General features: G+C 62.4%; 20 protein-coding genes. 9 read left to right on the top strand and 11 right to left on the bottom strand.

Annotated features, from left to right (window positions below):
• Nucleotides 1–19: 19 nt before the first annotated feature.
• The 3 genes from P0Y58_01750 (at nt 20) to P0Y58_01740 (ending at nt 4522) form a co-directional block, all read left to right on the top strand.
• On the top strand, nt 20–1933 hold the full coding sequence (locus tag P0Y58_01750) for a diguanylate cyclase (GenBank protein ID WEK30933.1): 1914 nt from the start codon (nt 20–22) through the stop codon (nt 1931–1933).
• Between the two features lie 78 nt (nt 1934–2011).
• Nucleotides 2012–2800, top strand: a complete 789-nt coding sequence (locus P0Y58_01745; protein ID WEK30932.1) for an N-acetylmuramoyl-L-alanine amidase — start codon at nt 2012–2014, stop codon at nt 2798–2800.
• 117 nt (nt 2801–2917) lie between these two features.
• Nucleotides 2918–4522 carry an EAL domain-containing protein gene (locus tag P0Y58_01740; GenBank protein ID WEK30931.1) on the top strand — a complete coding sequence of 535 codons (1605 nt, stop codon included), beginning with the start codon at nt 2918–2920 and terminating at the stop codon, nt 4520–4522.
• A 16-nt stretch (nt 4523–4538) separates the two neighbouring features.
• On the opposite strand, the gene P0Y58_01735 is transcribed toward P0Y58_01740, so the two are convergent.
• Both P0Y58_01735 and algB read right to left on the bottom strand, forming a co-directional pair.
• On the bottom strand, nt 4539–6320 hold the full coding sequence (locus P0Y58_01735) for a KinB sensor domain-containing domain (protein ID WEK30930.1): 1782 nt from the start codon (nt 6318–6320) through the stop codon (nt 4539–4541).
• The gene (algB, locus tag P0Y58_01730) at nt 6317–7663 is read right to left on the bottom strand and encodes a sigma-54-dependent response regulator transcription factor AlgB (GenBank protein WEK30929.1); all 1347 of its coding nucleotides are present in this window, start codon (nt 7661–7663) and stop codon (nt 6317–6319) included. Before algB ends, P0Y58_01735 begins: the two co-directional genes overlap by 4 nt.
• 210 nt (nt 7664–7873) lie before the next feature.
• On the opposite strand from algB, the gene P0Y58_01725 reads away from it, so the two are divergent.
• From P0Y58_01725 to P0Y58_01700, 6 genes are all read left to right on the top strand, one after another.
• Entirely contained in the window at nt 7874–8695 is an 822-nt protein-coding gene (locus P0Y58_01725) for a BON domain-containing protein (GenBank protein ID WEK30928.1), read from the top strand.
• Nucleotides 8696–8869: 174 nt separating this feature from the next.
• Complete coding sequence (locus P0Y58_01720) at nt 8870–9160, top strand: hypothetical protein (GenBank protein WEK30927.1); 291 nt, start codon at nt 8870–8872, stop codon at nt 9158–9160.
• Between the two features lie 42 nt (nt 9161–9202).
• Nucleotides 9203–9364 (top strand): DUF1328 domain-containing protein, encoded by a 162-nt coding sequence (locus P0Y58_01715; protein ID WEK30926.1) that lies wholly within the window; start codon nt 9203–9205, stop codon nt 9362–9364.
• Nucleotides 9365–9366: 2 nt separating this feature from the next.
• The gene (locus P0Y58_01710) at nt 9367–9837 is read left to right on the top strand and encodes an inhibitor of vertebrate lysozyme family protein (GenBank protein WEK30925.1); all 471 of its coding nucleotides are present in this window, start codon (nt 9367–9369) and stop codon (nt 9835–9837) included.
• Between the two features lie 744 nt (nt 9838–10581).
• Nucleotides 10582–11910, top strand: a complete 1329-nt coding sequence (gltP, locus tag P0Y58_01705) for a glutamate/aspartate:proton symporter GltP (GenBank protein WEK30924.1) — start codon at nt 10582–10584, stop codon at nt 11908–11910.
• Between the two features lie 223 nt (nt 11911–12133).
• A complete protein-coding gene (locus P0Y58_01700) occupies nt 12134–13363 on the top strand; it encodes a nucleoside recognition domain-containing protein (protein WEK30923.1) in 1230 nt (409 codons plus the stop codon).
• On the opposite strand, the gene P0Y58_01695 is transcribed toward P0Y58_01700, so the two are convergent.
• From P0Y58_01695 to P0Y58_01655, 9 genes are all read right to left on the bottom strand, one after another.
• Nucleotides 13345–13980: an ABC-type transport auxiliary lipoprotein family protein gene (locus tag P0Y58_01695; GenBank protein ID WEK30922.1), complete on the bottom strand. Its 636-nt coding sequence runs from the start codon at nt 13978–13980 to the stop codon at nt 13345–13347. The genes P0Y58_01700 and P0Y58_01695 overlap by 19 nt on opposite strands.
• A complete protein-coding gene (locus P0Y58_01690) occupies nt 13977–14915 on the bottom strand; it encodes an MlaD family protein (protein WEK30921.1) in 939 nt (312 codons plus the stop codon). Before P0Y58_01690 ends, P0Y58_01695 begins: the two co-directional genes overlap by 4 nt.
• A 3-nt stretch (nt 14916–14918) precedes the next feature.
• Nucleotides 14919–15710, bottom strand: a complete 792-nt coding sequence (locus P0Y58_01685; protein ID WEK30920.1) for an ATP-binding cassette domain-containing protein — start codon at nt 15708–15710, stop codon at nt 14919–14921.
• A complete protein-coding gene (locus P0Y58_01680; GenBank protein ID WEK30919.1) occupies nt 15707–16840 on the bottom strand; it encodes an MlaE family lipid ABC transporter permease subunit in 1134 nt (377 codons plus the stop codon). The genes P0Y58_01685 and P0Y58_01680 overlap by 4 nt, the downstream gene beginning before the upstream one ends.
• A gap of 113 nt (nt 16841–16953) precedes the next feature.
• Nucleotides 16954–17976 (bottom strand): DUF5924 family protein, encoded by a 1023-nt coding sequence (locus tag P0Y58_01675; protein WEK30918.1) that lies wholly within the window; start codon nt 17974–17976, stop codon nt 16954–16956.
• 155 nt (nt 17977–18131) lie between these two features.
• The gene (locus tag P0Y58_01670; GenBank protein ID WEK30917.1) at nt 18132–19538 is read right to left on the bottom strand and encodes a pitrilysin family protein; all 1407 of its coding nucleotides are present in this window, start codon (nt 19536–19538) and stop codon (nt 18132–18134) included.
• Nucleotides 19539–19568: 30 nt separating this feature from the next.
• Nucleotides 19569–21227 carry a Na/Pi cotransporter family protein gene (locus P0Y58_01665; GenBank protein WEK30916.1) on the bottom strand — a complete coding sequence of 553 codons (1659 nt, stop codon included), beginning with the start codon at nt 21225–21227 and terminating at the stop codon, nt 19569–19571.
• 267 nt (nt 21228–21494) lie between these two features.
• On the bottom strand, nt 21495–22265 hold the full coding sequence (locus P0Y58_01660; protein ID WEK30915.1) for a TerC family protein: 771 nt from the start codon (nt 22263–22265) through the stop codon (nt 21495–21497).
• Nucleotides 22266–22334: 69 nt separating this feature from the next.
• On the bottom strand, nt 22335–23642 hold the full coding sequence (locus P0Y58_01655; protein ID WEK30914.1) for a CitMHS family transporter: 1308 nt from the start codon (nt 23640–23642) through the stop codon (nt 22335–22337).
• Between the last annotated feature and the right edge of the window lie 78 nt (nt 23643–23720).

Here is a 23720-nt window from a genome sequence, read left to right as displayed (position 1 = left end):
ACCGTTTGCGGACCCGGGCATGACTGAAGACGCTGAGCGCTGGAAAGAAAAATACCTTAAAAGCATCGAGCAGCAAGAAAAGCTCGAACGCCGCTGGAACGCCCGTCTCGACCTGCTGCGTCGCGGTCTGGTGCGCAGCACCCTGGCTGCCGAAGGCAGTGACAAGGTGGTGGACGAGTGCATGAAGGAAATGCGCGAGGTCATCCGCAGCGACAACATGGACGCTGGCCTCGCCGGGTTGATTCCGCGCCTGGAGAAGGCGGTGCTCGACTCCGAACAGCGCCGTGAAACCCGCATGAACCAGGTCAGCGATGCGTTGACCGCGCTGGTCGGCCAGCTGCAAGGCCTGCCGCTGCCCAGCGATATCTCGCGGCCGTTGAAAAAACTGGCGAAAAAACTCGAGGGTGGTGTTGCCCAGTCCCGCGAGCTGCCGCCGCTGTTAGGCGAGTTGAGCGGTTTGCAGGGCCTTGCGCTGTCAGCCCTTGGCAAGCCAGAGGACGAAGCCCGGCCCGGCTTTTTGCAACGCCTGTTTGGCAGCCGTGAGGATGACCCACAAGGCGAGCCGACGCCGGTGCCTGTTGCTGAGTCGCCCCAGGCTGAAAAGGGCAGTATCGAAGCCCCGCAGCCTGACGATGTGGATGCGCTGCAACCGCTTTCAGCCCCTCGCGCCGAACCGACCGCAGTGCCCGAACCTGAGCCGGCGATGTCTGGCCCGGCGCTGATCGAAACAATTGAACCACCCGCCGCCCAGCTGCCGCTGCAGGATGAAGCGCCCGAACCGGAGGCGGCCGCAAGCGAGCCGCTGGCAGAAGCACAACCGGCACCCACGCTTGAAGAAACCTTCGGCGAAGACGGACCCTACGCCCTGCCCTACGCGGTAGAGCCGCCCTACAGCCAGGTTGCTGCGCACATCGAAAAGACCCTGATCGGCCTGCTCGATGACCTGAGCCTGCCCGAGCGGCACAAGGCCCAGGCGCTGGAAATGCGCGAGCGAGTCGCCCGTGGCCTGAACTGGTATGAGCTGATCCCGGTGCTGGATGACCTCGCCGTGCTCATGCTGGCGATCACCGACAGTGGCCAGCACGAATTCGAAACCTACCTGCAGCAACTCAATGAGCGCCTGGAAGGCTTCCAGAGCCACCTGCACGAGGCTAGCGCCGGTCACGCCGACAACAGCTCCGCCGCCCGCGAGCTGGATAACCAGTTGCGCGAGCATGTCGATGGGTTGCAAAGCAGTGTGCAGGGCGCCGCCGACGTCGACAGCCTCAAGCACATCCTGGAAAACCGCCTGGAAGGCTTGCTGATCACCATGGACGAGCACAAACACGAGCGCGATCGCCGCGAGCAAGAGCTGGCGGGGCGCTTGCACGGGCTGTCCGAACGGGTGGCGAGCATGGAGCACGAGGCGCTCGGTTACCGCGAGCACCTTGAAGAACAGCGCCAGAAAGCCCTGCTCGACCCCCTCACCGGCCTGCCTAACCGTGCGGCCTGGAGCGAGCGGGTCGAGCGCGAAATAGTCGAATGGCAAGAGAACGGCGGCCATCTGGCCATGGCGATTCTCGACCTGGATCACTTCAAGCGCATCAATGACAGTTACGGGCACCTGGCCGGGGACAAAGTACTGAAGATTGTCGCCGACCAGCTGCGCAAGCGCCTGCGCGGCCGTGACTTCATCGCCCGTTTCGGCGGTGAAGAGTTCGTGTTGCTGCTGCCACAGACACCCCCAGCGGCGGCGGCCCAGGTGGCGGAAGTGCTACGGGCCGCGGTGGAAGCCTGCCCGTTCCACTTCAAGGGCGAGCGGGTGGTGATCACCACCTCCATCGGTCTGGGTGCGTTCCGTTCCGGTGAGCGCGGCGATCAGGTGCTCAAGCGCGCCGATGCGGCGCTGTACCGCGCCAAGGAGCAGGGGCGCAACCGGGTCGAGCAGAGCTAACTGCAAAAACTGACTCACGGTAAGCGCGGCCGTGGGGAGCACGTTATACTGTAGCGCTCATTCGCTGAGGCCACTGACGTGCTTTCCACGCTGAAAAAAACCCTGATTTGCTTTTTGCTGTTGTCTGTCGCCGGTTGTTCGACGGGCCTGCGCATCGACCGTAGCCACCCTTCGGCCAACCAGGACAACCGCATCCAGTTCGTTGTGCTGCACTACACCAATGCTTCGCTGGAGCGCTCCCTGGCGCTGCTTACCCACGGTGAAGTCAGCAGCCATTACCTGATCGGCGACGGCCCGGCGACGGTGTATCAACTGGTGGATGAAAACCGCCGCGCCTGGCATGCCGGTGACAGCCAGTGGCAGGGGCGCACCTGGCTGAACTCCTCGTCCATTGGTATCGAGATCGTCAACCCGGGGTTCACCGACACACCAAATGGCCGAATCTGGCACCCTTACAGCGAAGCGCAGGTGCAGTCACTGATTGCGCTGCTGAAGGACATCGTCAAACGCAACAACATCGAGCCGCGGCACATTATTGGCCACAGCGATATCGCCCCGTCGCGCAAGCTGGACCCGGGGCCGCTGTTCCCGTGGAAGCGCCTGGCTGATGCAGGGCTGGGTATCTGGCCCGATGCCAATGCCGTGGCACGCCAGCAAGCCTACTTCAACGTCAACCCGCCAAGCGTGGGCTGGTACCAGCAGGAACTGGCACGGTTTGGCTATCAAATCGAGCAAACCGGGGTGCTGGATGTTGCCACTCGCCATGTGATCACTGCATTCCAGATGCGCTTCCGCCCGCAGCGCTTCGACGGCATGCCGGATGCGCAGACGGCAGCGATGCTGCAGGTGCTCAACCGCATGCGTTAAGGCTCCACTGGCAGCGTTCTTGTAGCAGCAGCCTGCGTAAACTGCTGCGAAGCGCTAAACGGTGAGGGTGATTCTCGATTCAGTTGCTATACCTTTGTTATCAACTGGATGCCTTTGATGTCAGCCATCATCACCTTGCTGCGCCAAATTTTTTACCGCCCCTGGATGCTGGCCACTTTGGCAGCGTTGGCCAGCGCCGCCCTGCTGCTCTCTGCCAGCATCGGCATTGCCTTGCAACAGATGAAGCAAAGCGAGAGCGAACAGATGAATGCCCAGGGCGAGCGTTTTCTCGACCGCCTTGAGCAGGTGTTTGGCCAGTTGCGTGAAGGGGTAGACCTGTTGCAGGCGCAGCCCTTGCGTGGCTGTAGCCCGGCAATGTTGGCAGCATTGCAGCAGGTTGGCCTGAGTTCGCGGTTCATTTATGAAGCGGCTTATGTGGATGGTGATGTCGCCTGCTCCAACCGTGGTGATGAGCGGGCGTTCGAGCCATTGCGGGCACCCGACATCCAGGGGCCGACCTACAGCTACTGGTTGAACACCACCACCGAACCAAACGAAAACCTGGCTGCGCTGATGTTAGGCCGGGGCAAGTTCGTGGTCTCGACCTCGCGCGGGCACCTGACCGACGTGGTCGACCTGCCCCCGGGCGGCAGCCTGGTGGTCGTGCTGGATAACGGCGCCCGGGCCATCCCGGTGCTGGGCCCGCCACAGGTGTGGCCGCCGCCCTCGGCCTGGTCGACGAGCCACAAGTCGCTGCTCGAACTCAGCGATCGCCTGATCTACCGCATGCCGACCAAGTCGCCGGATTACCAACTGGTGCTGATCGCCCCGCGGGCCAGCCTGCCATTGAGGATGAACGGCATGCTCTGGCTGCTGTTCCCCGGCAGCGTATTGGCAGCGTGCTGCATTGGTTGGCTGGTGCTGCAGTTGATCCTGCAACGGCGGTCGATGAGCTCGGAGTTGCAGAACGCATTGCGCCGGGGGGAGCTACAGGTGCTTTACCAGCCGATCTTCGAACTCGACAGCCGGCGCTGCGTGGGGGCCGAAGCGCTGGTGCGCTGGCGACGCCCGGATGGCACCCTGACCAGCCCGGATCTTTTCATACCGCTGGCGGAAAACACCGGGCAGATTCGCCAGATCACCGACTTTGTCCTGCAGCGCGTGCTCGAACAGCTGGGGCAGCTGCTGCGCTCGCACCCCAAACTGTACATATCGGTGAACCTGGCCGCCTGCGATGTGATGGTGCCGCGTATCGGCCGGGTGGCGGCGCGGCTGCTGGCCTTGCATCGGGTGTCGCCCAGCCAGATTGCGTTCGAGGTGACCGAGCGCGGCCTGGTCGATGTGGTGGTGGCCCGTGACAACCTGCAGGCGTTGCGCGCAGTGGGGCATCAGGTGCTCATCGACGACTTTGGCACAGGCTATTGCAGCCTGGCCTACCTGCAGACCCTGCCGGTGGATTGCCTGAAGATCGACAAGGCGTTCATCGATGCGCTGGGCCACGATGCCGCCAGCAGTGGCGTTGCCCCGCATATCATTCGCATGGCCCATGACCTGCACCTACGGGTGATAGCTGAAGGTATCGAGTGTGAAGACCAGGCGGTGCTGCTGAACAGTGAAGGGGTCAACTATGGCCAAGGCTGGCTGTTTGCCCGGCCGCTGAACGCCAGGCAGTTTGCCGAGCTGGTCACCCGCGGGCAGTTGCCGCGACGGGTTGACCAGTAGGCGCGGGTGCACAGCATCAAACCGGTAGCGCCATGTAGAACTGGGTGCCCTGCCCCGGCCGGGAAAACACACCCATGCGCCCGCCATGCAGCTGCACGATCTCCTTGCACAACGCCAGCCCCAACCCAGCGCCGCCTTTCTTGCGCCCTACCTGTACGAATGGCTCGAAGATGCGCCCCTGCTGCCCGTAGGCAATGCCTTCGCCATTGTCCTCGACACTGATGATCACCCGTTCCGCATGCCGCCGGGCATGCAAGCGGATTCGCCCGCCGTTGGCGGTATGGCGGATGGCGTTGTGCAGCAGGTTGTCGAGTACCCGGTCCAGCTGGGCAGCATCAGCTTGCAGGCGCGGTAATGGTGGTTCCAGTTCCCTGATCAACTCGATCTGCTTGTCTGCTGCCTGCTCGGCGAAGCGCAGTTGCGCCCGCTCCAGCAGTTCGTCGAGGGCGCAGGGGGCCAGGTCGAGCTTCTGCAGCCCGCTCTGGTAGCGAGAGAAATTCAGCAGGTCATTGATCAGCTGGGTCAGGCGCTGCATTTCTTCGCCAATGGTCTCCAGCAGGTCGTTCTCGCGCGCTTCGGCAGGGAACTTGACCCGCTCGCGCAACAGGCCGAAGGCCATGTGCATGCCGGTAACAGGGGTACGCAGCTCGTGGGAGGCACGCAGCACGAACTCGCTGCGCACGCGCTCGAATGCCCGCTGCTCGGTCACATCGTGCAGCACCATCACCGCACCCAGGATCGGCCCCTGCGGGTGGCTGACCGGGGTCAGGCTATAGGTGAGCAGGCGCGCTTCTTCATCGACCTCCATCGTCAAGTCGTCCGGCGGCCGGTCCAGGCTGCCCCCGCGTAGCACCTGGCGCAGCTGCTGCTCAAGCTCGGGGCGTTGCAGGGCCTCGGCCAGGCTGCTGCCCACACGGCCTTCGTTCCAGCCCAGTTGGCGCTGCGCCACCGGGTTGAGGTGTTCCAGGCGGCCATGGTGGTCGATGATCAGCAGGCCGTCGTCGATGCTGTCGAGCACGGCTTGCAGGCGCTGTTGGCCGGCCAGTAGCTCGTCGACGTTGGTGGCCTGGTGCTTGCGCAAGGCATCGGCCATGAGGCCGAAGCGGCGGGTCAGCTGGTTCAGTTCTGTGGCTTGGGTGACCGGTAGGGTAACGTCGAAATTGCCCTTGCCGAGTTGATCGGCCGCCTTGGCCAGGGCCTCGATCGGCTGGCCGAAGCGCCGGGCGATATTGTGCGCAGTGATGAAACCCAGCACCAACACCACCAGGCCCATCAGGCCAAGCACGCCGCTGACCAGCAACGCGCGGTCACGGCTGTGCTCTTCGCTGCGGGTGATCAGTTCCAGGGCCTGCTTGTGGGCGTCGATCAGGTCGGTACGAACCTGATTGAACGCCGCCCCCAATGGCTGATCGGCGCCCATGCTGCGGGCCGGCGCGGCGCTGTCGCGGTAGGCCTGGAGAAAGGCCTGGTAGTTGCTGCTGGCCTTGCTGAAGCCGGTGCGCTCACCGCCCTGCTCCAGCCCTTGGTTGAGCAGGGTCTGAAAATTGTCCTGCAGTAGCCTCAGGCTTTCCGGGGCAGTGCCTTCATCGAGAATCAGCGTCAATTGCTCGCCCAGGTTCTGCCGCAATTTAAGCCCTACTTCCAGGGCGTGGGTGGTATCGCGGACCAGCTGCTGTTGCACCGTGGCCATCTGCAGCACGCTGATCAGGCCAAGCAGAAGCCCGAGCAGGGCCACGGTGACCAACGCCGAAATGCTGAGGAAAAGCCGCGTGCGCAGCTTCATGGGTGGCCACTTCATAGGTTGTACTGCTTGCGCTTGCGGTACAGGGTGGAAGCGTCGATGCCCAAGGTCTTGGCGGCTTGGTCAAGGGTGTCGCTGGCCGCCAGCACGGCCCCGATATGGGCGCGTTCCAGTTGATCCAGGCTTAGCGCCGCACCTACGCGCGGGGCATTGCCTGCGGGTTGCTCGCCCATGCCCAGGTGACTGATTTCCACCCGTTCCTGTGGGCAGATGATACTGGCCCGCTCTACTACGTTACGCAGTTCGCGAATGTTGCCGGGCCAGCGGTAGTTGAGCAGGGCCGAGCGTGCTTCGTCGCTGAAGCCCCGGCCGGGGCGGGAGTATTCCTTGACGAAGCGGGCGAGGAAGCGGTCGGCCAAGGTCAGGATGTCTTCGCTGCGCTCACGCAGGGGCGGCAAGTGCAAGGTGATGACATTGAGGCGGTACAGCAGGTCTTCGCGGAAGCGGCTTTCGCGCACCATTTCTTCGAGGTTGAGGTTGGTGGCGGCCAGAATGCGTACATCGGCACGCCGGGTCACCGGGTCGCCGACGCGCTCGTATTCCTTGTCCTGAATGAACCGCAGCAACTTGGGCTGCAAGGTCAGCGGAAAATCGCCGATCTCGTCGAGAAACAGCGTGCCCCCATCGGCCTGACTGACCCGTCCCAGGGTACTTTCACTGGCGCCGGTGAAAGCGCCGCGGGTGTGCCCGAACAGTTCGCTTTCCATCAGCTCGGCACTCAGCGACGGGCAGTTGATGGTCACGCAGGATTTGCGTGCACGCTTGCTCCAGCCATGGATGGCCCGGGCCAGCTCACCCTTACCGGTGCCAGACTCGCCAAGAATGAGGATGTTGGCGTCGGTGGTCGCGACCTGGCGGGCGGTTTCCAGCACCGCCATCATGGCCGGGCTGTGCGAGTCGAGGCCGTCCTTGGGTTTGCGCACTTCACCTTCCAGGGCCTCCAGGCGTGCTGAAAGCTGGCGCACTTCCAGCTGCTTGGCGGTGGCCAGGCGCAGCTGATCGGGGCTGCATGGCTTGACCAGGTAGTCGGCGGCGCCGGCCTGGATGGCGTCCACCGCTGTGTCGATCGCCGAGTGCGCGGTGACGATCACCACGCGCATCCACGGAGCCTGTATGCGCATCTGCGCCAGAACATCGAGGCCGTTGTCCTCGCCCAGGCGTAAATCGAGGAAGCACAAGTCGAATACCTGACGCTGCAACAGCGCTTCGGCCTGGGCAGCGCTGTTGGCCGTGGCGACGCTATAGCCTTCGTCTTCCAGGCAGTAGCGGAAGGTGCGCAGGATCGCGGACTCGTCATCCACCAGCAGAATGCGGCCTTGGTTGTCCTGGGCTGATTCCATTTCCTGCGCTCCTTAGGGATAGATCTTTATTTAGTGTGGGAAAAATCGGGCAAGTTGCATGGTCAATTCTGAAGGATTCTGTCCTTTGCATGCTAGCCAATGGCCAAACGAAGTCTGCAGACCGCGATATTCCAATGATTTGCTTAGAGGTACGCGATGGCACATTGGTTGCGACGATTTTCACCTTTTGCCCAAAAAGGAGCCACTGCCATGCCCTTTTCCCTGCGTACAGCCGTGTTGGCAGCCACATTGTTGCCCGTATTCACCCCGGCAATCGCCGACCCCATACAGGACGCACGCCTGGAAGGCGCCCTGCAAACCGCCCTGTCACTGAACCGCATGCTCGACCCGTTCCGTATCAAAGTTGAAGTGGACGGCAACCACGCGCGGCTTTCCGGTGAGGTGGAGAACGACGTCGAACGGCAGTTGGCCGAAGATGTGGCCCGGGCCACGCGGGGCATCGAACAGGTGGAGAACCAGTTGCAGGTCAATGCCCAACTGGTGGACCGCCCGCTGGAGCTGCGTGCCTACGCCCAGCGCCTGGAGGACGCCACCCTGGCGGCGGTGATCCGTGCCCGGCTGTTGTGGAGCCGCACCACCGAAAAGGCGGCCATAGAAGTACAAAGCAGTGAAGGCGTGGTGACGTTGCGCGGCAAGGTCGACAGTGCCGAAGCCAAGGAGCTTGCCGGCGTGGTGGCGCGCACCACCGACGGCGTGCACCTGGTCAATAACCTGGTCAGCCTTGATAGCGCCGCGATGGCCAAGGCCCGCGAAACCCCGGTAGGGGCGCCAACCGGTCCGCAGCCAACCGACAGCTGGATCATCGACAAGATCCAGAACAGTTACCGCTATAGCCGCAACCTCGATGGGCTGAACCTTAAGGTAGCCAGCGAGGCGGGCATGGTGCGGCTGTCGGGCGAGGTGGTCAGCGCGGAGCAGAGAACCATCGCCGTGGAGATCGCTCGGCAGATCATCGGCGTGCGCGGGGTGGATGCCGACTTGCTCAAGGTGGCGACCAAGGTCGAAGGCTGATCGTGCAATTCGCACGACCGCGACGACGGCATCGTGCAGGATACGTCCTGATCGCCGTATTCGAATGTTCTTAACTATATGATTTTAAAAGATTTTATCTAAATCTAAAGTCTGGCATGCAGGCTGCAATTACCTGTTCAGGTTTGAACAAAAATTACAGCAGGAGGAGCCGGCATGAACCGCCAATCCGTCAACCGCTCGCAGAACGCTGCACTGCCCCTGCGCCAGATGCTGTCACTTGGCATGGCGCTGCTGCTGACCTTGGCCGCCGGCCTCTTCTATTACAGCTGGCAGACCGCACGCCTGGCGGAGCAAGTGGCAGCGCAGACTGCACTGTTGACGCAGATTCAGGCCACCCGTGCCAACACCCTGGTCCAGGCGGCTGACCGGCTGCCTGCTGGCCAGGCTACTGCCTCACCGGCCACTTTGGAAAATGTCGTACCACAGGACCGTTGGGTCTTCTGACCTGCCGTCCGGATCGATTCTGAAAAAGAAAGGAGAACCACCATGCTGAGTTGGGCTATCACTTTCCTCATCATCGCCATTGTCGCTGCCGTACTGGGCTTCGGTGGTATCGCCGGCGCTGCGACGGGTATTGCGAAGATCCTGTTCATTGTCTTCCTGGTGCTGTTCGTAGCCTCCTTCTTCTTTGGACGTGGACGAGGTTAAAGATGGGCAGGAAGCTTTCTACAGCCCTGGCTGCCGCCCTGTTACTGGGTGGCAGTGCGGCGGCAATGGCGGCCAATGACGGCCAGGTCCGGGTCGATCAGCTGCTCGGCTCGGACCCGGAGTACCGGGAAACCTGGCAGGACACGATCAAGGGCGAGGAACGCCTGCCCGATTGGGTGGTCAATCTGAGCGGCAGTGCCCAGCAGCAGATGTCTGCCGTTACCGAAGATGGCGACAAGTACCTGGTCGGCCCACTGTGCGAGGCGCAGGACAACTGCACCTACAAGCGGCTGATCGTGGCGTTCAGCTGGGACAAGGATGATGCCTACGGGATGCTCGTGGAGGTACCCGAAGGTTTGCCGAGCGACAAGTCGCCCACCCGTCATGCGCAGTACCGATGGCTGGGCGAACCCGACGCCGGCATGAAGGCGATGCTGCAAGAGCAGCTCAAGCGTGACCCGAACTGGTACTGAGCATTTTTTGCAGGTACGGACGAAAGGTCACCGACTGTCACGTAATAGAAGCTGAACCTTTCTATATTTCAGCCTTCTATGATGCGCCGCCCCGAGGAGGGGCGGCACATGACCAAGGGGTCGGGCTGTTCTGATTGTTGCAGGATCGGAGTGGCCTAGGGGTACAGGGAGTACCTCCAGCAATGGGCCGGGTCAGGAAAGGCGGAATCGGAAGTTTCAGGTCGGCGGTGTCATAGGGATACCTGAGCCGACCTGACTTCCGAGGAGCCCTGCAGGAAACACCTCTTCCCTTGCGCGATTTTTACCTCGAGACACATTTTCTCTCGACCGCACGTCAATTTTTTTCGAGCTCAATGGCGCTTCTTCAAGTGTCATTTCCGCCATTCGGATTGTCGAACAAGCCATCTTCCGCGCCCTTTCCATACCGCTAAATCTGCCGAAATATGGCGGTTTGGTCTTGTTCGGGATTCCGAACGTTATAAATCAAGCACTTGCGAACGCCCTGTTTTCGTGCAAATCGATATGCATAAACGGTATGGGGTATGCGTTTCCGGCATTAGATTTCCCCCCTTGCCATCGCAATAGTTGCCGCCTTTTTCGCTGGCCAGAGCGCCCTGCCGCTCGCCTGCGCTGTCCTTACATGAAGTCGCCGGATGCAAAGATTTACCGCCCGTGACCTAGCCAATGGCTCTGTCACGGGCGTTTTCGTCCGGTGCCATGACCACTAGAACAAAGGGTAAAGACATGAAGAAGGCAAAACTGAGCCTCGCCTGGCAGATCGTCATCGGTCTGGTCCTGGGCGTTGCAATCGGCGCGCTGCTGAACCACTTCAGCGCGGAAAAGGCCTGGTGGATCAGCAACGTCCTCCAGCCGGCCGGTGACATCTTCATTCGCCTGATCAAGATGATCGTCGTCCCGATCGTGATTTCGTCGCTGATCGTGGGTATCGCCGGGGTTGGCGATGCGAAGAAACTGGGCAGCATCGGCCTGAAGACCATCATCTACTTCGAAGTGGTGACCACCATCGCCATCGTCGTGGGCCTGGTGCTGGCCAACCTGTTCCACCCGGGCGCTGGCATCGACATGAGCACCCTGGGTACCGTGGACATCTCCAAGTACCAGGCCACTGCGGCCGAGGTGCAGCATGAGCATGCGTTCATTGAAACCCTGCTGAACCTGATCCCGTCGAACATCTTCGCAGCGCTGATGCGTGGCGAAATGCTGCCGATCATCTTCTTCTCGGTATTGTTCGGCCTGGGCTTGTCGAGCCTGCAGGCCGACCTGCGCGACCCGCTGGTACGCACCTTCCAGGGCGTATCGGAAACCATGTTCAAGGTCACCCACATGATCATGAACTACGCCCCGATCGGCGTGTTCGCCCTGATCGCCGTGACCGTGGCCAACTTCGGCTTCAGCTCGCTGCTGCCGCTGGCCAAGCTGGTGCTGCTGGTGTACTTCGCCATCGCCTTCTTCGCCTTCATGGTGCTGGGCCTGGTCGCCCGCCTGTTTGGCTTCTCGGTGATCAAGATCATGCGCATCATGAAAGATGAGCTGATCCTGGCTTACTCCACCTCCAGCTCCGAAACCGTGCTGCCGCGCGTGATCGAGAAGATGGAGAAGTACGGCGCGCCGAAGTCGATCTGCTCGTTCGTGGTACCGACTGGCTACTCCTTCAACCTTGACGGTTCGACCCTGTACCAGAGCATCGCGGCAATCTTCATTGCCCAGCTGTACGGTATCGACCTGTCGTGGAGCCAGCAGCTGCTGCTGGTGCTGACCCTGATGGTCACCTCCAAGGGTATCGCTGGCGTACCGGGCGTATCGTTCGTGGTCCTGCTGGCCACCTTGGGCAGCGTGGGCATCCCGCTGGAAGGCCTGGCCTTCATCGCCGGTGTCGACCGCATCATGGACATGGCCCGTACCGCGCTGAACGTGGTGGGCAACGCCCTGGCTGCATTGGTCATCGCGCGCTGGGAAGGCATGTACGACGCGGCCAAGGGCGAGCAATACTACGCCTCGCTGATGGCCGGCAAGCAGGAAGCTGTGGTGGTTGGCGAGACTGCCAAGCGCTGAGTCTGACAGCTGTTTGACCAAGAGCCCCGACTTGTCGGGGCTTTTTGTTGTCTGTAGTGATCACGGGAGCCTGCACCGGCCCTATCGCCGGCAAGCCAGCTCCCACAGGGATATCACAAGGCCCGAGGCCAGCGCATCACCTGTGGGAGCTGGCTTGCCGGCGATGAGGCCGATACAGACAACTTCCGCTATCATTCGGGCATTTTTCAGGGGGTATACGCGGATGCTCAACGGCCTTTGGCTTGGCTTTTTCCTGGTGGCGGCGGTGTCTGCCCTGGCGCAATGGCTGATAGGCGGCAACGCTGGCATCTTCGCGGCAATGGTCGAAAGCATCTTCGCCATGGCCAAGCTGTCGGTCGAGGTGATGGTGCTGCTGTTCGGCACGTTGACCCTGTGGCTGGGTTTTTTGAAGATCGCCGAGAAGGCCGGTATCGTCGAATGGCTGGCCAAGGTGCTGGGCCCGCTGTTTGCCCGTCTGATGCCCGAGGTCCCGCCTGGCCACCCGGCCCTGGGCCTGATCACCATGAACTTTGCCGCCAACGGCCTGGGCCTGGACAACGCCGCCACGCCGATTGGCCTGAAGGCCATGCGCGCGCTGCAGGAGCTGAATCCCAGCAGCACCACCGCGAGCAACGCGCAGATTCTGTTTCTGGTGCTCAACGCCTCGTCGCTTACGCTGCTGCCGGTCACCATCTTCATGTACCGGGCCCAGCAGGGCGCACCAGACCCGACCATGGTATTTCTGCCTATCCTGCTGGCTACCAGCGTGTCGACCCTGGTCGGCCTGGTGTCGGTGGCAGTGATGCAGCGTTTGCGCCTGTGGGACCCGGTGGTGCTTGCCTATTTCATCCCCGGCGCTTTGCTGCTGGGCGGTTTCATGGCCTTCCTCGGCACCCTTTCGGCCGCCGCGCTGGCCAGCCTGTCGTCGATCCTGGGCAACCTCACACTGTTTGGCGTGATCATGCTCTTTCTGGTGATTGGCGCCCTGAGGCGGGTTAAGGTGTATGAAGCCTTTGTTGAAGGCGCCAAGGAAGGCTTCGATGTGGCCAAGAACCTGTTGCCCTACCTGGTGGCGATGCTGGTGGCGGTCGGTGTGCTGCGCGCTTCTGGCGCCCTGGAACTGGCCCTGGACGGTATCCGCCATGCAGTGAACTGGATGGGCCTGGACACCCGCTTCGTCGAGGGTTTGCCCACTGCGCTGGTCAAGCCGTTCTCCGGCAGCGCAGCGCGGGCCATGCTGATCGAGACCATGCAGACCCAAGGCGTGGACAGCTTCCCCGCCCTGGTGGCGGCGACGATTCAGGGCAGCACCGAAACCACCTTCTACGTGCTGGCCGTGTACTTTGGCGCCGTGGGCATCCAGCGCGTGCGCCATGCGGTCGGTTGCGCACTGCTGGCCGAGTTCTCTGGTGTGGTTGCGGCGATCTTCGTCTGCTACTGGTTCTTCGCCTGAACCTTAAGCTGTGCCTGGTTGGCCTGGCCAATGGTCCAGCTCACCACCTGGCCCACCAGTTGGTCGCTGGCCTGACCAAAGCCGGCGACCACCGCTGACACGTGCTTGTCGGCAAGCGGCTGGCGGATTTCGAAGCGCTTGCTTGCCAGGATGCGCTGGGTGCGGCCCTGAACCAGGCGCGCGTCGTAGCGGATCACCACTTCCACTGCGTCGCCCGTGCGGTATTCACTCTGAAACGCCTGCAGCTCGCCAGCCAGCTCGTAATCGGCCTGCAGGTTGCTGTCGTCGGCGCTAAGACGCTGCACTTGGCCGTCACGCTGGAAACCATCAAGCAAGCGGTTGCGCAGCAGCACCGGGGCCGCATCGCTCCAGCGTGCGCCCTTGTAACTGCTGACCACATCGCCTTGAGGAATGACGGCAATGCGCGGCCCGGCCAGCACTTCGCTGGCCAGCGGCTTGTTCAGGCGCAATGACCAGTCCAGCGGTGGCGCCGTGCGGCTAGGTTGGTTCACCGGCAGGCGGTAGAGGTCGACGGGTTCGCTCTGAGGCAGGATCGAGCAGGCACTGGCCAGGCTCAGCGAGGCCGCCAGGGCCAGCAGACGCAACGACGGTTTCATGGCTGGAACTCCTTGTTGTTGTCGCGGCCAAGCAAGTAGCCGCTCGGGTCGGCCTCCAGTTGCCGGGAAATGCCTTTGAGCGCGTTGAGGGTTTCGCGCAGCTCGCGAATGGCTGGGGTCAGCTGGTTCAGGCCTTGGGCGCCGTCGCCGATGGCCTCACTGTTGTTCTTGAGCAGGTTGTTGATGGTTGCCGTACTTTCGGCCAAAGACTGCATGGCCTGCTCGGCGCTGCCGATCGCCTGTTTGCCTTCGCTGCCCAGCAGGCCATTGGCGTTGTGCATCAGCGCCTGGGTTTCGGCCAGGGTAGCGCTGGCCTGTTTGCCCACCTGCACCAGCTGTGCGATGGCCTCGGCGATGCTGCCGTGCTGGCCGGCAAAGGCGCCGGTGGTCTTGTCGAGGTTGGCCAGGGTGTTGCTGAGGTGGCCGATGTTGTCCTCGGAGAACATCTGGTTGGCGTTGTGCAGCAGCAGGTTGATGTTGGTGACGAGGTCGCTGCTGTCGTTAAGCAGGCGCGAGATGGGCGACGGCGAGGCGATGATCACCGGCAGCTTGCCATCCTTGCCCTTGAGTTCGGGGCTTTGCGGGGTGCCCCCGCTGAGCTGGATGAACGAGTTGCCTGTCACGCCGGCCAGGGTCAGCTTGGCCTGGGTGTCTTCTTTTACCGGGGTGTCACCGCTCAGGCGCACCCGGGCCAGTACACGGCGGGGATCTTTAGGGTCCAGGCGCAGGGTGGACACATCGCCCACCTTGATGCCGTTGTACTGCACCGGGCTGCCCCGCGATAGGCCGGAGACAGCTTCGTTGAACACTACTTCGTAGTCCTTGAAGGCGTCATCGACACTGGACTTGGTCAGCCACAGGCCGAACAGCATGGCACCCGCCGCCACCAGGACGGTGACCAGGCCGATAAGAACGTGATGGGCTCGGGTTTCCATTGCTCAGCGCTCCTGCCCGGCACGAGTGGCGGCCTGTTCGGCTGCGCGCCCGCGGGGGCCGTGAAAGTATTCTTGAATCCAGGCGTCGTTGGTCTGCTCGACCTCGGCCAGGGGGCCGGCTACCAGGACCTTTTTCTGTGACAGCACCGCGATGCGGTCGGTAATGGTGTACAGGGTGTCGAGGTCGTGCGTGATGAGGAACACCGACAGGCCCAGGGCATCGCGCAGGGTCAGGATCAACTGGTCGAACGCGGCGGCGCCGATCGGGTCCAGGCCGGCGGTAGGTTCGTCGAGGAACAGGATGTCCGGGTCCAGTGCCAGGGCTCGGGCCAGCGCTGCACGCTTGATCATGCCCCCTGACAGCGAGGACGGATACTTGTCGGCGGCCGAGATGGGCAACCCGGCCAAGGCCAGCTTCACGCCGGCCAGGTGCTCGGCATCGGCGCGGGACAGCCCGGCATGCTCGATCAACGGCAAAGCCACGTTCTCGGTGACGGTCAGCGACGAGAACAGCGCGCCCTTCTGGAACAGCACGCCGAAGCGCCGTTCGACCAGCGAACGCTGTTCTTCGCGCAGGCCCGCAAGGTCTTGGCCGAACACCTTGATCAGCCCTTCATTGGGCCGGCGCAGGCCGATGATGCTGCGCAGCAGTACCGACTTGCCGCTGCCCGAACCACCGACCACAGCCAGGATTTCGCCACGGTACAGGTCCAGGTCCAGGTTTTCATGCACCACCTGGCGGCCGAAGCGGTTGCAGATGCCGCGGGCTTCGATCACTTTTTCCCGATCAGTCACCAACCCATCTCCATGAAGAACAGCGCGGCCACGGCGTCCAGCACGATGACCACGAAAATCGACTGCACCACCGCCGAGGTGGTGTGTGCGCCCACCGATTCGGCGCTGCCGCTGACCTTGAAGCCTTCGAGGCAGCCGATGGCGGCAATCAGGAAGGCGAAGAACGGCGCCTTGGCCAGGCCCACCAGAAAGTGCTGCACGCCGATGTCGCTTTGCAGCAACGACAGGAACATGGCCGGCGAGATGCCCAGCGACAAGGCGCACACCACAGCGCCGCCGACGATGCCGCAGATCATCGCGATGAAGGTGAGCAGGGGCAGCGAAATCAACAGGGCCAATACCCGTGGCACCACCAGCAACTCCATCGGGTTCAGGCCCAGGGTGCGGATGGCGTCGATTTCCTCATTGGCCTTCATCGAGCCTATCTGCGCGGTGAACGCGCTGGCAGTGCGGCCGGCCATGAGAATGGCAGTCAGCAATACGGCGAACTCGCGCAGGAACGAGAACGCCACCAGATCGACGGTGAAAATGGTCGCGCCGAACGCGGCCAGCACTGTGGCACCGAGGAACGCCACCACCGCGCCTACCAGGAAGGTCAGCAAGGCGACAATGGGTGCGGCATCAAGGCCGGTTTGTTCGATGTGTGCCACGACCGGGGTGATGCGCCAGCGGTGTGGTGTCAGGGCGCGGCGTAGCAGGGTTTCGAGGATGACACCGATGAAGCCGAGCAACTGCATGGAGTCTTGCCACAGTGTGCCGACGGCGCGGCCGATGCGTTCCAGCAGCATCAGCAGTACGTTGCGCTCGGGCTCCTTGACCGGGATGCAGTAGTCCTGGACCGAGCAGTAGACGTTCTTGAGCAGTGCGCGGCTGGCTTCGGGCAAGTCCTCGGTACAGTGTGAGAGGCGCTCGGAGCCGAGCAGCTCGGCCAGCAGCGACGCCCCGGCGGTGTCCAGGCGGCCCAGCTGGCTGAGGTCGGCGACGGTATCGGCAGTGCATTGCGCGCGCAGAGGTTCGCTCTCGCGCTTGAGGCTGGCGTAGTGCGCCAGGGTCCAGTCACCGGTTATGCGCAGGCAGGCCGGTTGGCTACTGGCGTCCAGGGTGGCGCTGGGGGTGGTCACAGGCTCCATGCATTTGACTCGGCGCTAAGGCTTAGGGCCTGATCATAGCGCAGCGGGCATGGGCTGTTTGGTGATTATGTGCTGTGTGTGGGGGGCTTGGGGCGCAAGGCGCCCCCTTTCAATCACGGCCCCGGGGTATCGTCGGTCACCTTGAAGCGCAGTACGCCAATCACTTGGCCATCCTCTGTCAGCACCCTCACCTGCCATTTGCCGACCGGGTTCGGCGGGAAATTCTGCTTGTGGGTCCAGGCCCGGTAGCCTTCCTTGCGCCCGCCGTGGATGTCCAGGGCGATGCGGTCGACTTCTTTACCGTCCTTTTGCCACACATGGTAGATCCGCTCGTTCAGGCCGCGTGGTGCGTTGATGGCGGTGTAGGCGTACAGGCCGCTGCTGCGTATGCGGCTGGCGGCAATTTCGTCCAGCGACTCGCCTGGCTGGCGGTTGATGACTTCGGTGCTTACTGCCACGTCGGTCATCCACAGGGTTGCCGGTGGCACCCAGGAACGCAACAGCCAGCCACCGGCACCGACCGACAAGGTAACCAGCACCAGTGCCACGCCGCGGCGCCAGGTGTTGATCGGGAAGCTGCTGGCCAGGCTGGGAAACGACAGCACCATGGCCGCAATCAGGGCCAGCTTGAAGCTTTGCGCGGTGGTCAGGTGCAGGATGATCGGCAGCGCGGTCAACAGCGCGGCGAACAGCGTCAGGGTATGCAGCGCCAGGAACAACCAGCGCCGCGGTGCCAGCCATTTGTAGTACAGCGGATCGATGATCGAAATCAGGCCCGCGGCACCGAGCAAACCGGTGAACACCAACTGGCCGCTGTTCCAGGTAGTGGTGATGAAGAAGAACGGCAGCACGAAGAACAGCGTTTCCTGGTGGATCATCTGCGTCGCGTAGCGCAACAGAGGCTGCGGGATTTCACGGTTGAAGGTGCGCGCAAACAGGCCGGTGAGGGTGTTTTCCAGCATCAGCCAGACCCAGCTGACCAGCATGAGCACCGCGACCCAGCTGGCCAGGCCGGCCTGGCGGTCGACCAGGATGAAACTGCCGATACCGGAGAGGAAACCGCCGAGCGCGATGATACCGGGGTAGCGTTTGAGCAGTTCGATGATGCGCAGGACGATATGGGGGATTTGGGGCATTAGGGGCTACAACAGAGAGAATGAGGTGGCTGTGCCGGCCTCTTCGCGGGTAAACCCGCTCCCACAGGATCACCACAGATTCAGATACTGTGAAGTCCCTGTGGGAGCGGGTTTACCCGCGAAAGGGCCGGTACTGGCAAAAGGATACCGCCGATTCACCGCTGCCGTGTAGCACCACTCGGCCGTTCAGGCCCATGCCGGCGCCAGCGCAGTAACCCCGCCGCCAGAATCAGCCCCGCCAACAAAGCCATCAGCCCGTACAGTTCGTCATATCCAAGTAGCGGCTTTTCGATCCGTACATACCCGTCTTCCTTGAGCAGCTCCTTCAACGCCTGGTTGGCCTGCTCCAGGCTCACCTGGCGCAGCTTGCGCACCGGGTTGGCAAAGCGCCCGTCGGTATAGTCGTTCAACGCACCCCAGTAATAGTCTGCCAGGGCGCTGTTACCTTGGGTGCTCCAGCTCTCCTTGGCTACGCTGGCGTCCTTGATACGGGCGAAGGTGTCCGGGTCGAGGCCTTCTTTGCGCAGGTGGTCGAACAGCGCCTGCATTACCTCCACGGCCTTGTCGATGTCATCGCGCTCCAGGTCGGCGTTGAGGCTGATCAGGCCGGTATCACCGAAGCTTTCACGTTGTACCGAGGGGCCGTAGGACAGCCCGTTGCGCAGGCGTAGCTGGTCGTACAGCGTCCAGTCCAGGTAACGCGACAGCAGGTCGAGCGTGGCCTGATGGTCGTTGTCCAGCACCGGCTCGATGAACAGCCAGTGCAGTTTGACGCTATCGCCCAGCCAGCCGCGGGTCAGGTTGCGGCGCTGCTCGGCCTGTCGCGTGATGCTTTCGAGGTTGCGGCGCTCTTCCGGTTCGGTGGCTGGCAGCTCGCCAAAGGTGCGTTCCAGGTAGGCAGGCAGCAGACGGTCGAGGCCGCCTACCATGATCAGGGTCATGTTGTTGGCGGCGTACCAGTGGTCACGCAGGGCCTGTACCTGCTCCAGGGTCATGTCGTCGAGGTTGGAGCGCTCCGGGCATTTGAGGCCCAGTTCGGTCGCCAATTGGCCGCTGGCGGGGTGGCCGATATCCTGGCGGTCGAGCCAGCGCTGCAGGTGGCCGTAATGGCCGCCATCCTCGCGTTCGATGATGCGCTTGGCGGTGGTAAGGGCCTTGGCATCGATCTGAGTGTCGCGGATAACCGCCAGCAGCAGGTCGAGTACTTTGCGCTGGTTGCGCGCCGGGGCTTCGATAACGAAGGTGGTGTCGGCGCTGCTGGTGTAAGCGTTCCACTCGCCTCCAAGCGCTTGCAGGCGTTCTTCCAGGCCGCCCTCGCCTGTTTCGTCGATGCCGCTGAACAGCAGGTGCTCAAGCAGGTGGGGCAGCTCTTTCTGCTCGCAGTCGAAGTCGTCCAGGCCTACCCCGACCACCAGGCGGATCGCCACATGATCGCGCTCGTAGCCGTTTTTCAGGATCACCTGCAGGCCATTGGGCAGCAGGTAGCCTTCGACCCGCGAGCGGTCGAGGGCGACGGTGGGCAGGCTGCAGATCAGCAGGCAAACGAACATCAGGCAACGCATGAGCGAGCGAAGGTCCTCTGGTGGGTGAAATCAGGGCAGACGGGCTTCGTCCGGCACGCTGTCGAGCATCAGGCCGCCGGTGTCCGAGCCGCCCAGTACCACATAGGCACTGCTGCAGAACAAAGAGTTCAACCGCTTCATGTCGGCGATCAGCTCCAAGTGTAGCGAACTGGTCTCGATACTTTGCACCACCTTACGCTGAAGGCGGCTGACATGGGCGTGCGCCAGGCGCCGTTCCTGGGCGCGAAAACGGCGTTTTTCCCTTAGCAGCAAGCGGGCGCTTTCCGGGTCGGCACTGAGAAACACCGACAGGCCCAGGCGCAAGTTGGCCAGTAACTGCTCTTGCAGGCCAGTCAGTTCCTCAAGGCCTGTCTGGGAAAACTCCCGACGCTGGCTGGTTTTCTGCTGCTGGACCTTGCGCAGCATGCGCTCGATCAGGTCGCAGGCCAGCTTGAGGTTGATCGCCAGTTCGATGATTTCGGCCCAGCGGCGGTTGTCGTGCTCGCTGAGGTCTTCGCGCGACATCTGCGCCAGGTACAGCTTGATCGCGCTGTACAGGGCTTCGGCGTCTTCGCCCAGGGTGCGAACCTGCTGTGGCAGAGCGGTCTGGGTGCCGCGCAGGGCTCCGAGCATGGCCTCTAGCAGGCTGTCGACGATATCGCCCAGCCGCAGGGTTTCACGGCATGCATTGGCCAAGGCCAGGCTGGGTGTTTCCAGTGCCGAGGCGTCGAGGTGCCGTGGTCGCACTTGGCCGTTGCCGTTTTCGCGCTCGGGCAGCAGGGTATTGCACAGCCGGCCCATGAGTTTGACCGTAGGCAGCATGAGCAGGCAGCGCAGCGTGTTGTAGAGCAAGTGGAAGCCGATGACCAGCTCTTGCGGGCTGAAGCTCAGCGAGTCCATCCACTCCACCAACGGGTGCAGCACCGGGATGATGAGGATCAGGCCGAGCAGCTTGTACAGCAGGCTGCCCAAGGCCACCCGGCGCCCGGCGGTGTTCTGCATGCTGGTGCTGATGAACGCCAGCAGGCCACTGCCGATGTTGGCGCCGACCACGAGGCCGATGGCAACCGGCAGGCTGATGACTTCGGCGCCAGCCAATGTCGCAGTGAGCAGTACGGCGGCCAGGCTGGAATAGGAAATCATGGCGAACAGGGCGCCGACCAGGGCGTCCAGCATGATGTCACCGGTCAGGGAAGCAAACAGCACCTTCACGCCCTGGGCATGGGTGATCGGCGCAGCTGCCTGCACGATCAGCTCAAGTGCCAGAATGATCAGGCCAAGCCCGATACCTACCCGGCCCAGTTGGCCAGCCCGTGTCTGCTTGCGCGAGAGGAAGAAAATCACGCCCAGAAAGATCAGCAGCGGTGACAGCCACGACAGGTCGAAGGTGAGCACCCGGGCCATCAGTGCAGTACCCACATCGGCACCCAGCATGATCGCCAAGGCTGGGGTCATGGCCATCAGGCCCTGGCCAACGAATGACGTAACCAACATGGCCGTGGCGTTGCTGCTTTGCACCATGGCGGTAACCAGAATGCCGGCGATGAACGCCAGCGGGCGCTTGTCCATGTTCTGGCTAATGATGCGCCGCAGGTTCGAGCCGAAGACCCGGAGAATGCCGGTACGCACGATATGGGTGCCCCAGACCAGAAGCGTCACGGCCGAGAGCAGGTTGAGCAGGGTCAGCATGGCGAAGGCCCCCTGTTGCGCTGGCCCAGCGGGCCAAGAAAAGAAACGTGAGCGTTTGAAGAATTTTCAGTGCTCACTCAAAGCTTTAGTTGTTTTGCGTAGTTGTCGCTAGCTTCGCATGGTGCTCATTTATTTGAAACACATGGGAAATGAATGTTTGCCTGTGCCGGCCTCTTCGCGGGCTCGCCCGCTCCCTCAAGGGCGTGCACAGGCATGCAGCCATGAAAAAGGGCCCGAAGGGCCCTTTGTGTGCATCACTCCGAGGTCTTACTGACCCGGGATGTCCTTGCGCAGCTTCACCGGGTCATGCTCTTTGCCATCCTTGCGGGCGGCAGCCGTGCGCATGCGGATGTTGATGGCTTCCACCGCCAGCGAGAAGGCCATGGCGAAGTAAACGTAGCCCTTCGGCACGTGCACATCGAAAGCCTCGGCGATCAGCACGGTACCGACGACGATCAGGAACGAAAGTGCGAGCATCTTCAGTGACGGGTGTTTGTCGATGAAGTTGCTGATGGCACCGGCACACAGCATCATCACCAGCACGGCTACAACGATGGCGGCGATCATCACCGGCACGTGGGAGACCATGCCCACGGCGGTGATTACCGAGTCCAGCGAGAACACGATGTCGATGATGGCGATCTGGATGATGGTGTAGAAGAACTTGCCACCTGCGCCTTTCGGCCCATCCGGGTTTTCGTCTTCGCCTTCCAGGCCGTGGTAGATCTCTTGCGAGCTTTTCCACAGCAGGAACAGGCCACCGAAGAACAGGATCAGGTCACGGCCGGAGATGCCTTGGCCGAACACCACGAACAGGTCGGCGGTAAGGCGCATGACCCAGGTAATCGACAGCAGCAGCAGGATGCGGGTGACCATGGCCAGGGCCAGGCCGAAGATCCGGGTGCGCGGCTGCATGTGCTTGGGCATGCGGCTGACCAGGATCGAGATCATGATGATGTTGTCGATCCCTAGGACGATCTCAAGCGCGGTAAGGGTAAAAAAGGCAACCCAGATTTCCGGGCTGGTCAGCCATTCCATGTAATTTCCTTCGAGCGGTAATGGCAACATGCCCCGTTCAGGGCACGTCGCGTAGGTGATACGTAAGTATTAAAGACTACTGAACAGCGGGAAAATCCCCATCAGCAGCGCGGCGAACATTATGCACAGGCATACCAGCACTGCCCACTTGAGCGTGAAGCGCTGATGATCGCCGAACTCGATACCGGCCAGGGCCACCAGCAGGTAGGTGGAGGGTACCAGCGGGCTGAGCAGGTGTACCGGCTGCCCAACGATCGAGGCACGGGCCATTTCCACCGGGGTGATGCCGTAGTGGCTGGCGGCTTCGGCCAGCACAGGCAGTACGCCGTAGTAGAAGGCATCGTTGGACATGAAGAAGGTGAACGGCATGCTCACGATCGCGGTGATTACCGCCAGGTACGGGCCCAGCGCTTCGGGGATGACCGCCAGCAGGCTCTTGGACATGGCGTCGACCATGCCGGTACCCGACAGGATGCCGGTGAAGATGCCAGCGGCGAAAATCAGCCCGGTCACGGCCAGCACGCTACCGGCGTGAGCGGCGATGCGGTCCTTCTGCTGTTGCAGGCACGGGTAGTTGACGATCATGGCGATGCTGAAGGCGATCATGAACAGCACCGGCAGCGGCAGCAGGCCCATGATCAGCGCGACCATCAGGGCCGCAGTGAGCGCGCCGTTGAAGTACAGCAGCTTGGGCCGGCGCGCTTCCGGGTATTGCGAGACGGTGATCTCGCTGTGGTCGATGTCGTCGGTAGGCAGGTGCAGCTCGCCCAGGCGGGCACGCTCACGTTTGCCGTACATATAGGCAATGCCCAGGATCGCCAACACGCCGAACAGCATGGCCGGGATCATCGGCACGAAGATGTCCGACGGGTCTACGTGCAGGGCACTGGCGGCACGTGCAGTCGGGCCACCCCAAGGGGTCATGTTCATCACCCCGCCGGCGAGAATGATCAGGCCGGCCATGATCCGCGGGCTCATGCCCAGGCGGCTGTACATCGGCAGCATCGCGGCGCAGCAGATCATGTAGGTGGTGGCGCCGTCACCGTCGAGCGAGACCACCAGGGCCAGCACGGCAGTGCCGACAGAGACTTTAAGCGGGTCGCCCTTGACCAGCTTGAGGATCTTGCGCACGGCCGGGTCGAACAGGCCGGAGTCGATCATCAGGGCGAAGTAGAGGATGGCGAACATCAGCATCACGCCGGTAGGTGCGAGCTTGCTGATGCCTTCGAGCATCATGGGGCCGATCTTGGCGGAGAAACCGCCGAACAGGGCGAACAGGATCGGTACCAGGATCAGTGCGATCAAGGCCGACAGGCGCTTGGTCATGATCAGGTACATGAAGGTGATGACCATGGCAAAGCCGAGGAAGGTCAGCATGGCAATACTCCAGGCGTGGCGCGGCGAAAGGAAAGTCGATTCGGGCGGATCAGCGCGTCAGGCGCTGCGCAGGGAGCA

The organism is Candidatus Pseudomonas phytovorans (assembly GCA_029202525.1).
GTDB lineage: Bacteria > Pseudomonadota > Gammaproteobacteria > Pseudomonadales > Pseudomonadaceae > Aquipseudomonas > Aquipseudomonas phytovorans.
This window is presented reverse-complemented; position numbering and strand designations above follow the sequence as displayed.

Excerpts from the sequence above, each read along its gene's own strand:
- P0Y58_01750 (WEK30933.1), top strand. The coding sequence starts at position 20 with ATGACTGAAGACGCTGAGCGCTGGAAAGAAAAATACCTTAAAAGCATC.
- P0Y58_01740 (WEK30931.1), top strand. The coding sequence starts at position 2,918 with ATGTCAGCCATCATCACCTTGCTGCGCCAAATTTTTTACCGCCCCTGG.
- P0Y58_01735 (WEK30930.1), bottom strand. The coding sequence starts at position 6,320 with ATGAAGTGGCCACCCATGAAGCTGCGCACGCGGCTTTTCCTCAGCATT.
- algB (WEK30929.1), bottom strand. The coding sequence starts at position 7,663 with ATGGAATCAGCCCAGGACAACCAAGGCCGCATTCTGCTGGTGGATGAC.
- P0Y58_01725 (WEK30928.1), top strand. The coding sequence starts at position 7,874 with ATGCCCTTTTCCCTGCGTACAGCCGTGTTGGCAGCCACATTGTTGCCC.
- P0Y58_01720 (WEK30927.1), top strand. The coding sequence starts at position 8,870 with ATGAACCGCCAATCCGTCAACCGCTCGCAGAACGCTGCACTGCCCCTG.
- P0Y58_01715 (WEK30926.1), top strand. The coding sequence starts at position 9,203 with ATGCTGAGTTGGGCTATCACTTTCCTCATCATCGCCATTGTCGCTGCC.
- P0Y58_01710 (WEK30925.1), top strand. The coding sequence starts at position 9,367 with ATGGGCAGGAAGCTTTCTACAGCCCTGGCTGCCGCCCTGTTACTGGGT.
- gltP (WEK30924.1), top strand. The coding sequence starts at position 10,582 with ATGAAGAAGGCAAAACTGAGCCTCGCCTGGCAGATCGTCATCGGTCTG.
- P0Y58_01700 (WEK30923.1), top strand. The coding sequence starts at position 12,134 with ATGCTCAACGGCCTTTGGCTTGGCTTTTTCCTGGTGGCGGCGGTGTCT.
- P0Y58_01695 (WEK30922.1), bottom strand. The coding sequence starts at position 13,980 with ATGAAACCGTCGTTGCGTCTGCTGGCCCTGGCGGCCTCGCTGAGCCTG.
- P0Y58_01690 (WEK30921.1), bottom strand. The coding sequence starts at position 14,915 with ATGGAAACCCGAGCCCATCACGTTCTTATCGGCCTGGTCACCGTCCTG.
- P0Y58_01680 (WEK30919.1), bottom strand. The coding sequence starts at position 16,840 with ATGGAGCCTGTGACCACCCCCAGCGCCACCCTGGACGCCAGTAGCCAA.
- P0Y58_01675 (WEK30918.1), bottom strand. The coding sequence starts at position 17,976 with ATGCCCCAAATCCCCCATATCGTCCTGCGCATCATCGAACTGCTCAAA.
- P0Y58_01670 (WEK30917.1), bottom strand. The coding sequence starts at position 19,538 with ATGCGTTGCCTGATGTTCGTTTGCCTGCTGATCTGCAGCCTGCCCACC.
- P0Y58_01665 (WEK30916.1), bottom strand. The coding sequence starts at position 21,227 with ATGCTGACCCTGCTCAACCTGCTCTCGGCCGTGACGCTTCTGGTCTGG.
- P0Y58_01660 (WEK30915.1), bottom strand. The coding sequence starts at position 22,265 with ATGGAATGGCTGACCAGCCCGGAAATCTGGGTTGCCTTTTTTACCCTT.
- P0Y58_01655 (WEK30914.1), bottom strand. The coding sequence starts at position 23,642 with ATGCTGACCTTCCTCGGCTTTGCCATGGTCATCACCTTCATGTACCTG.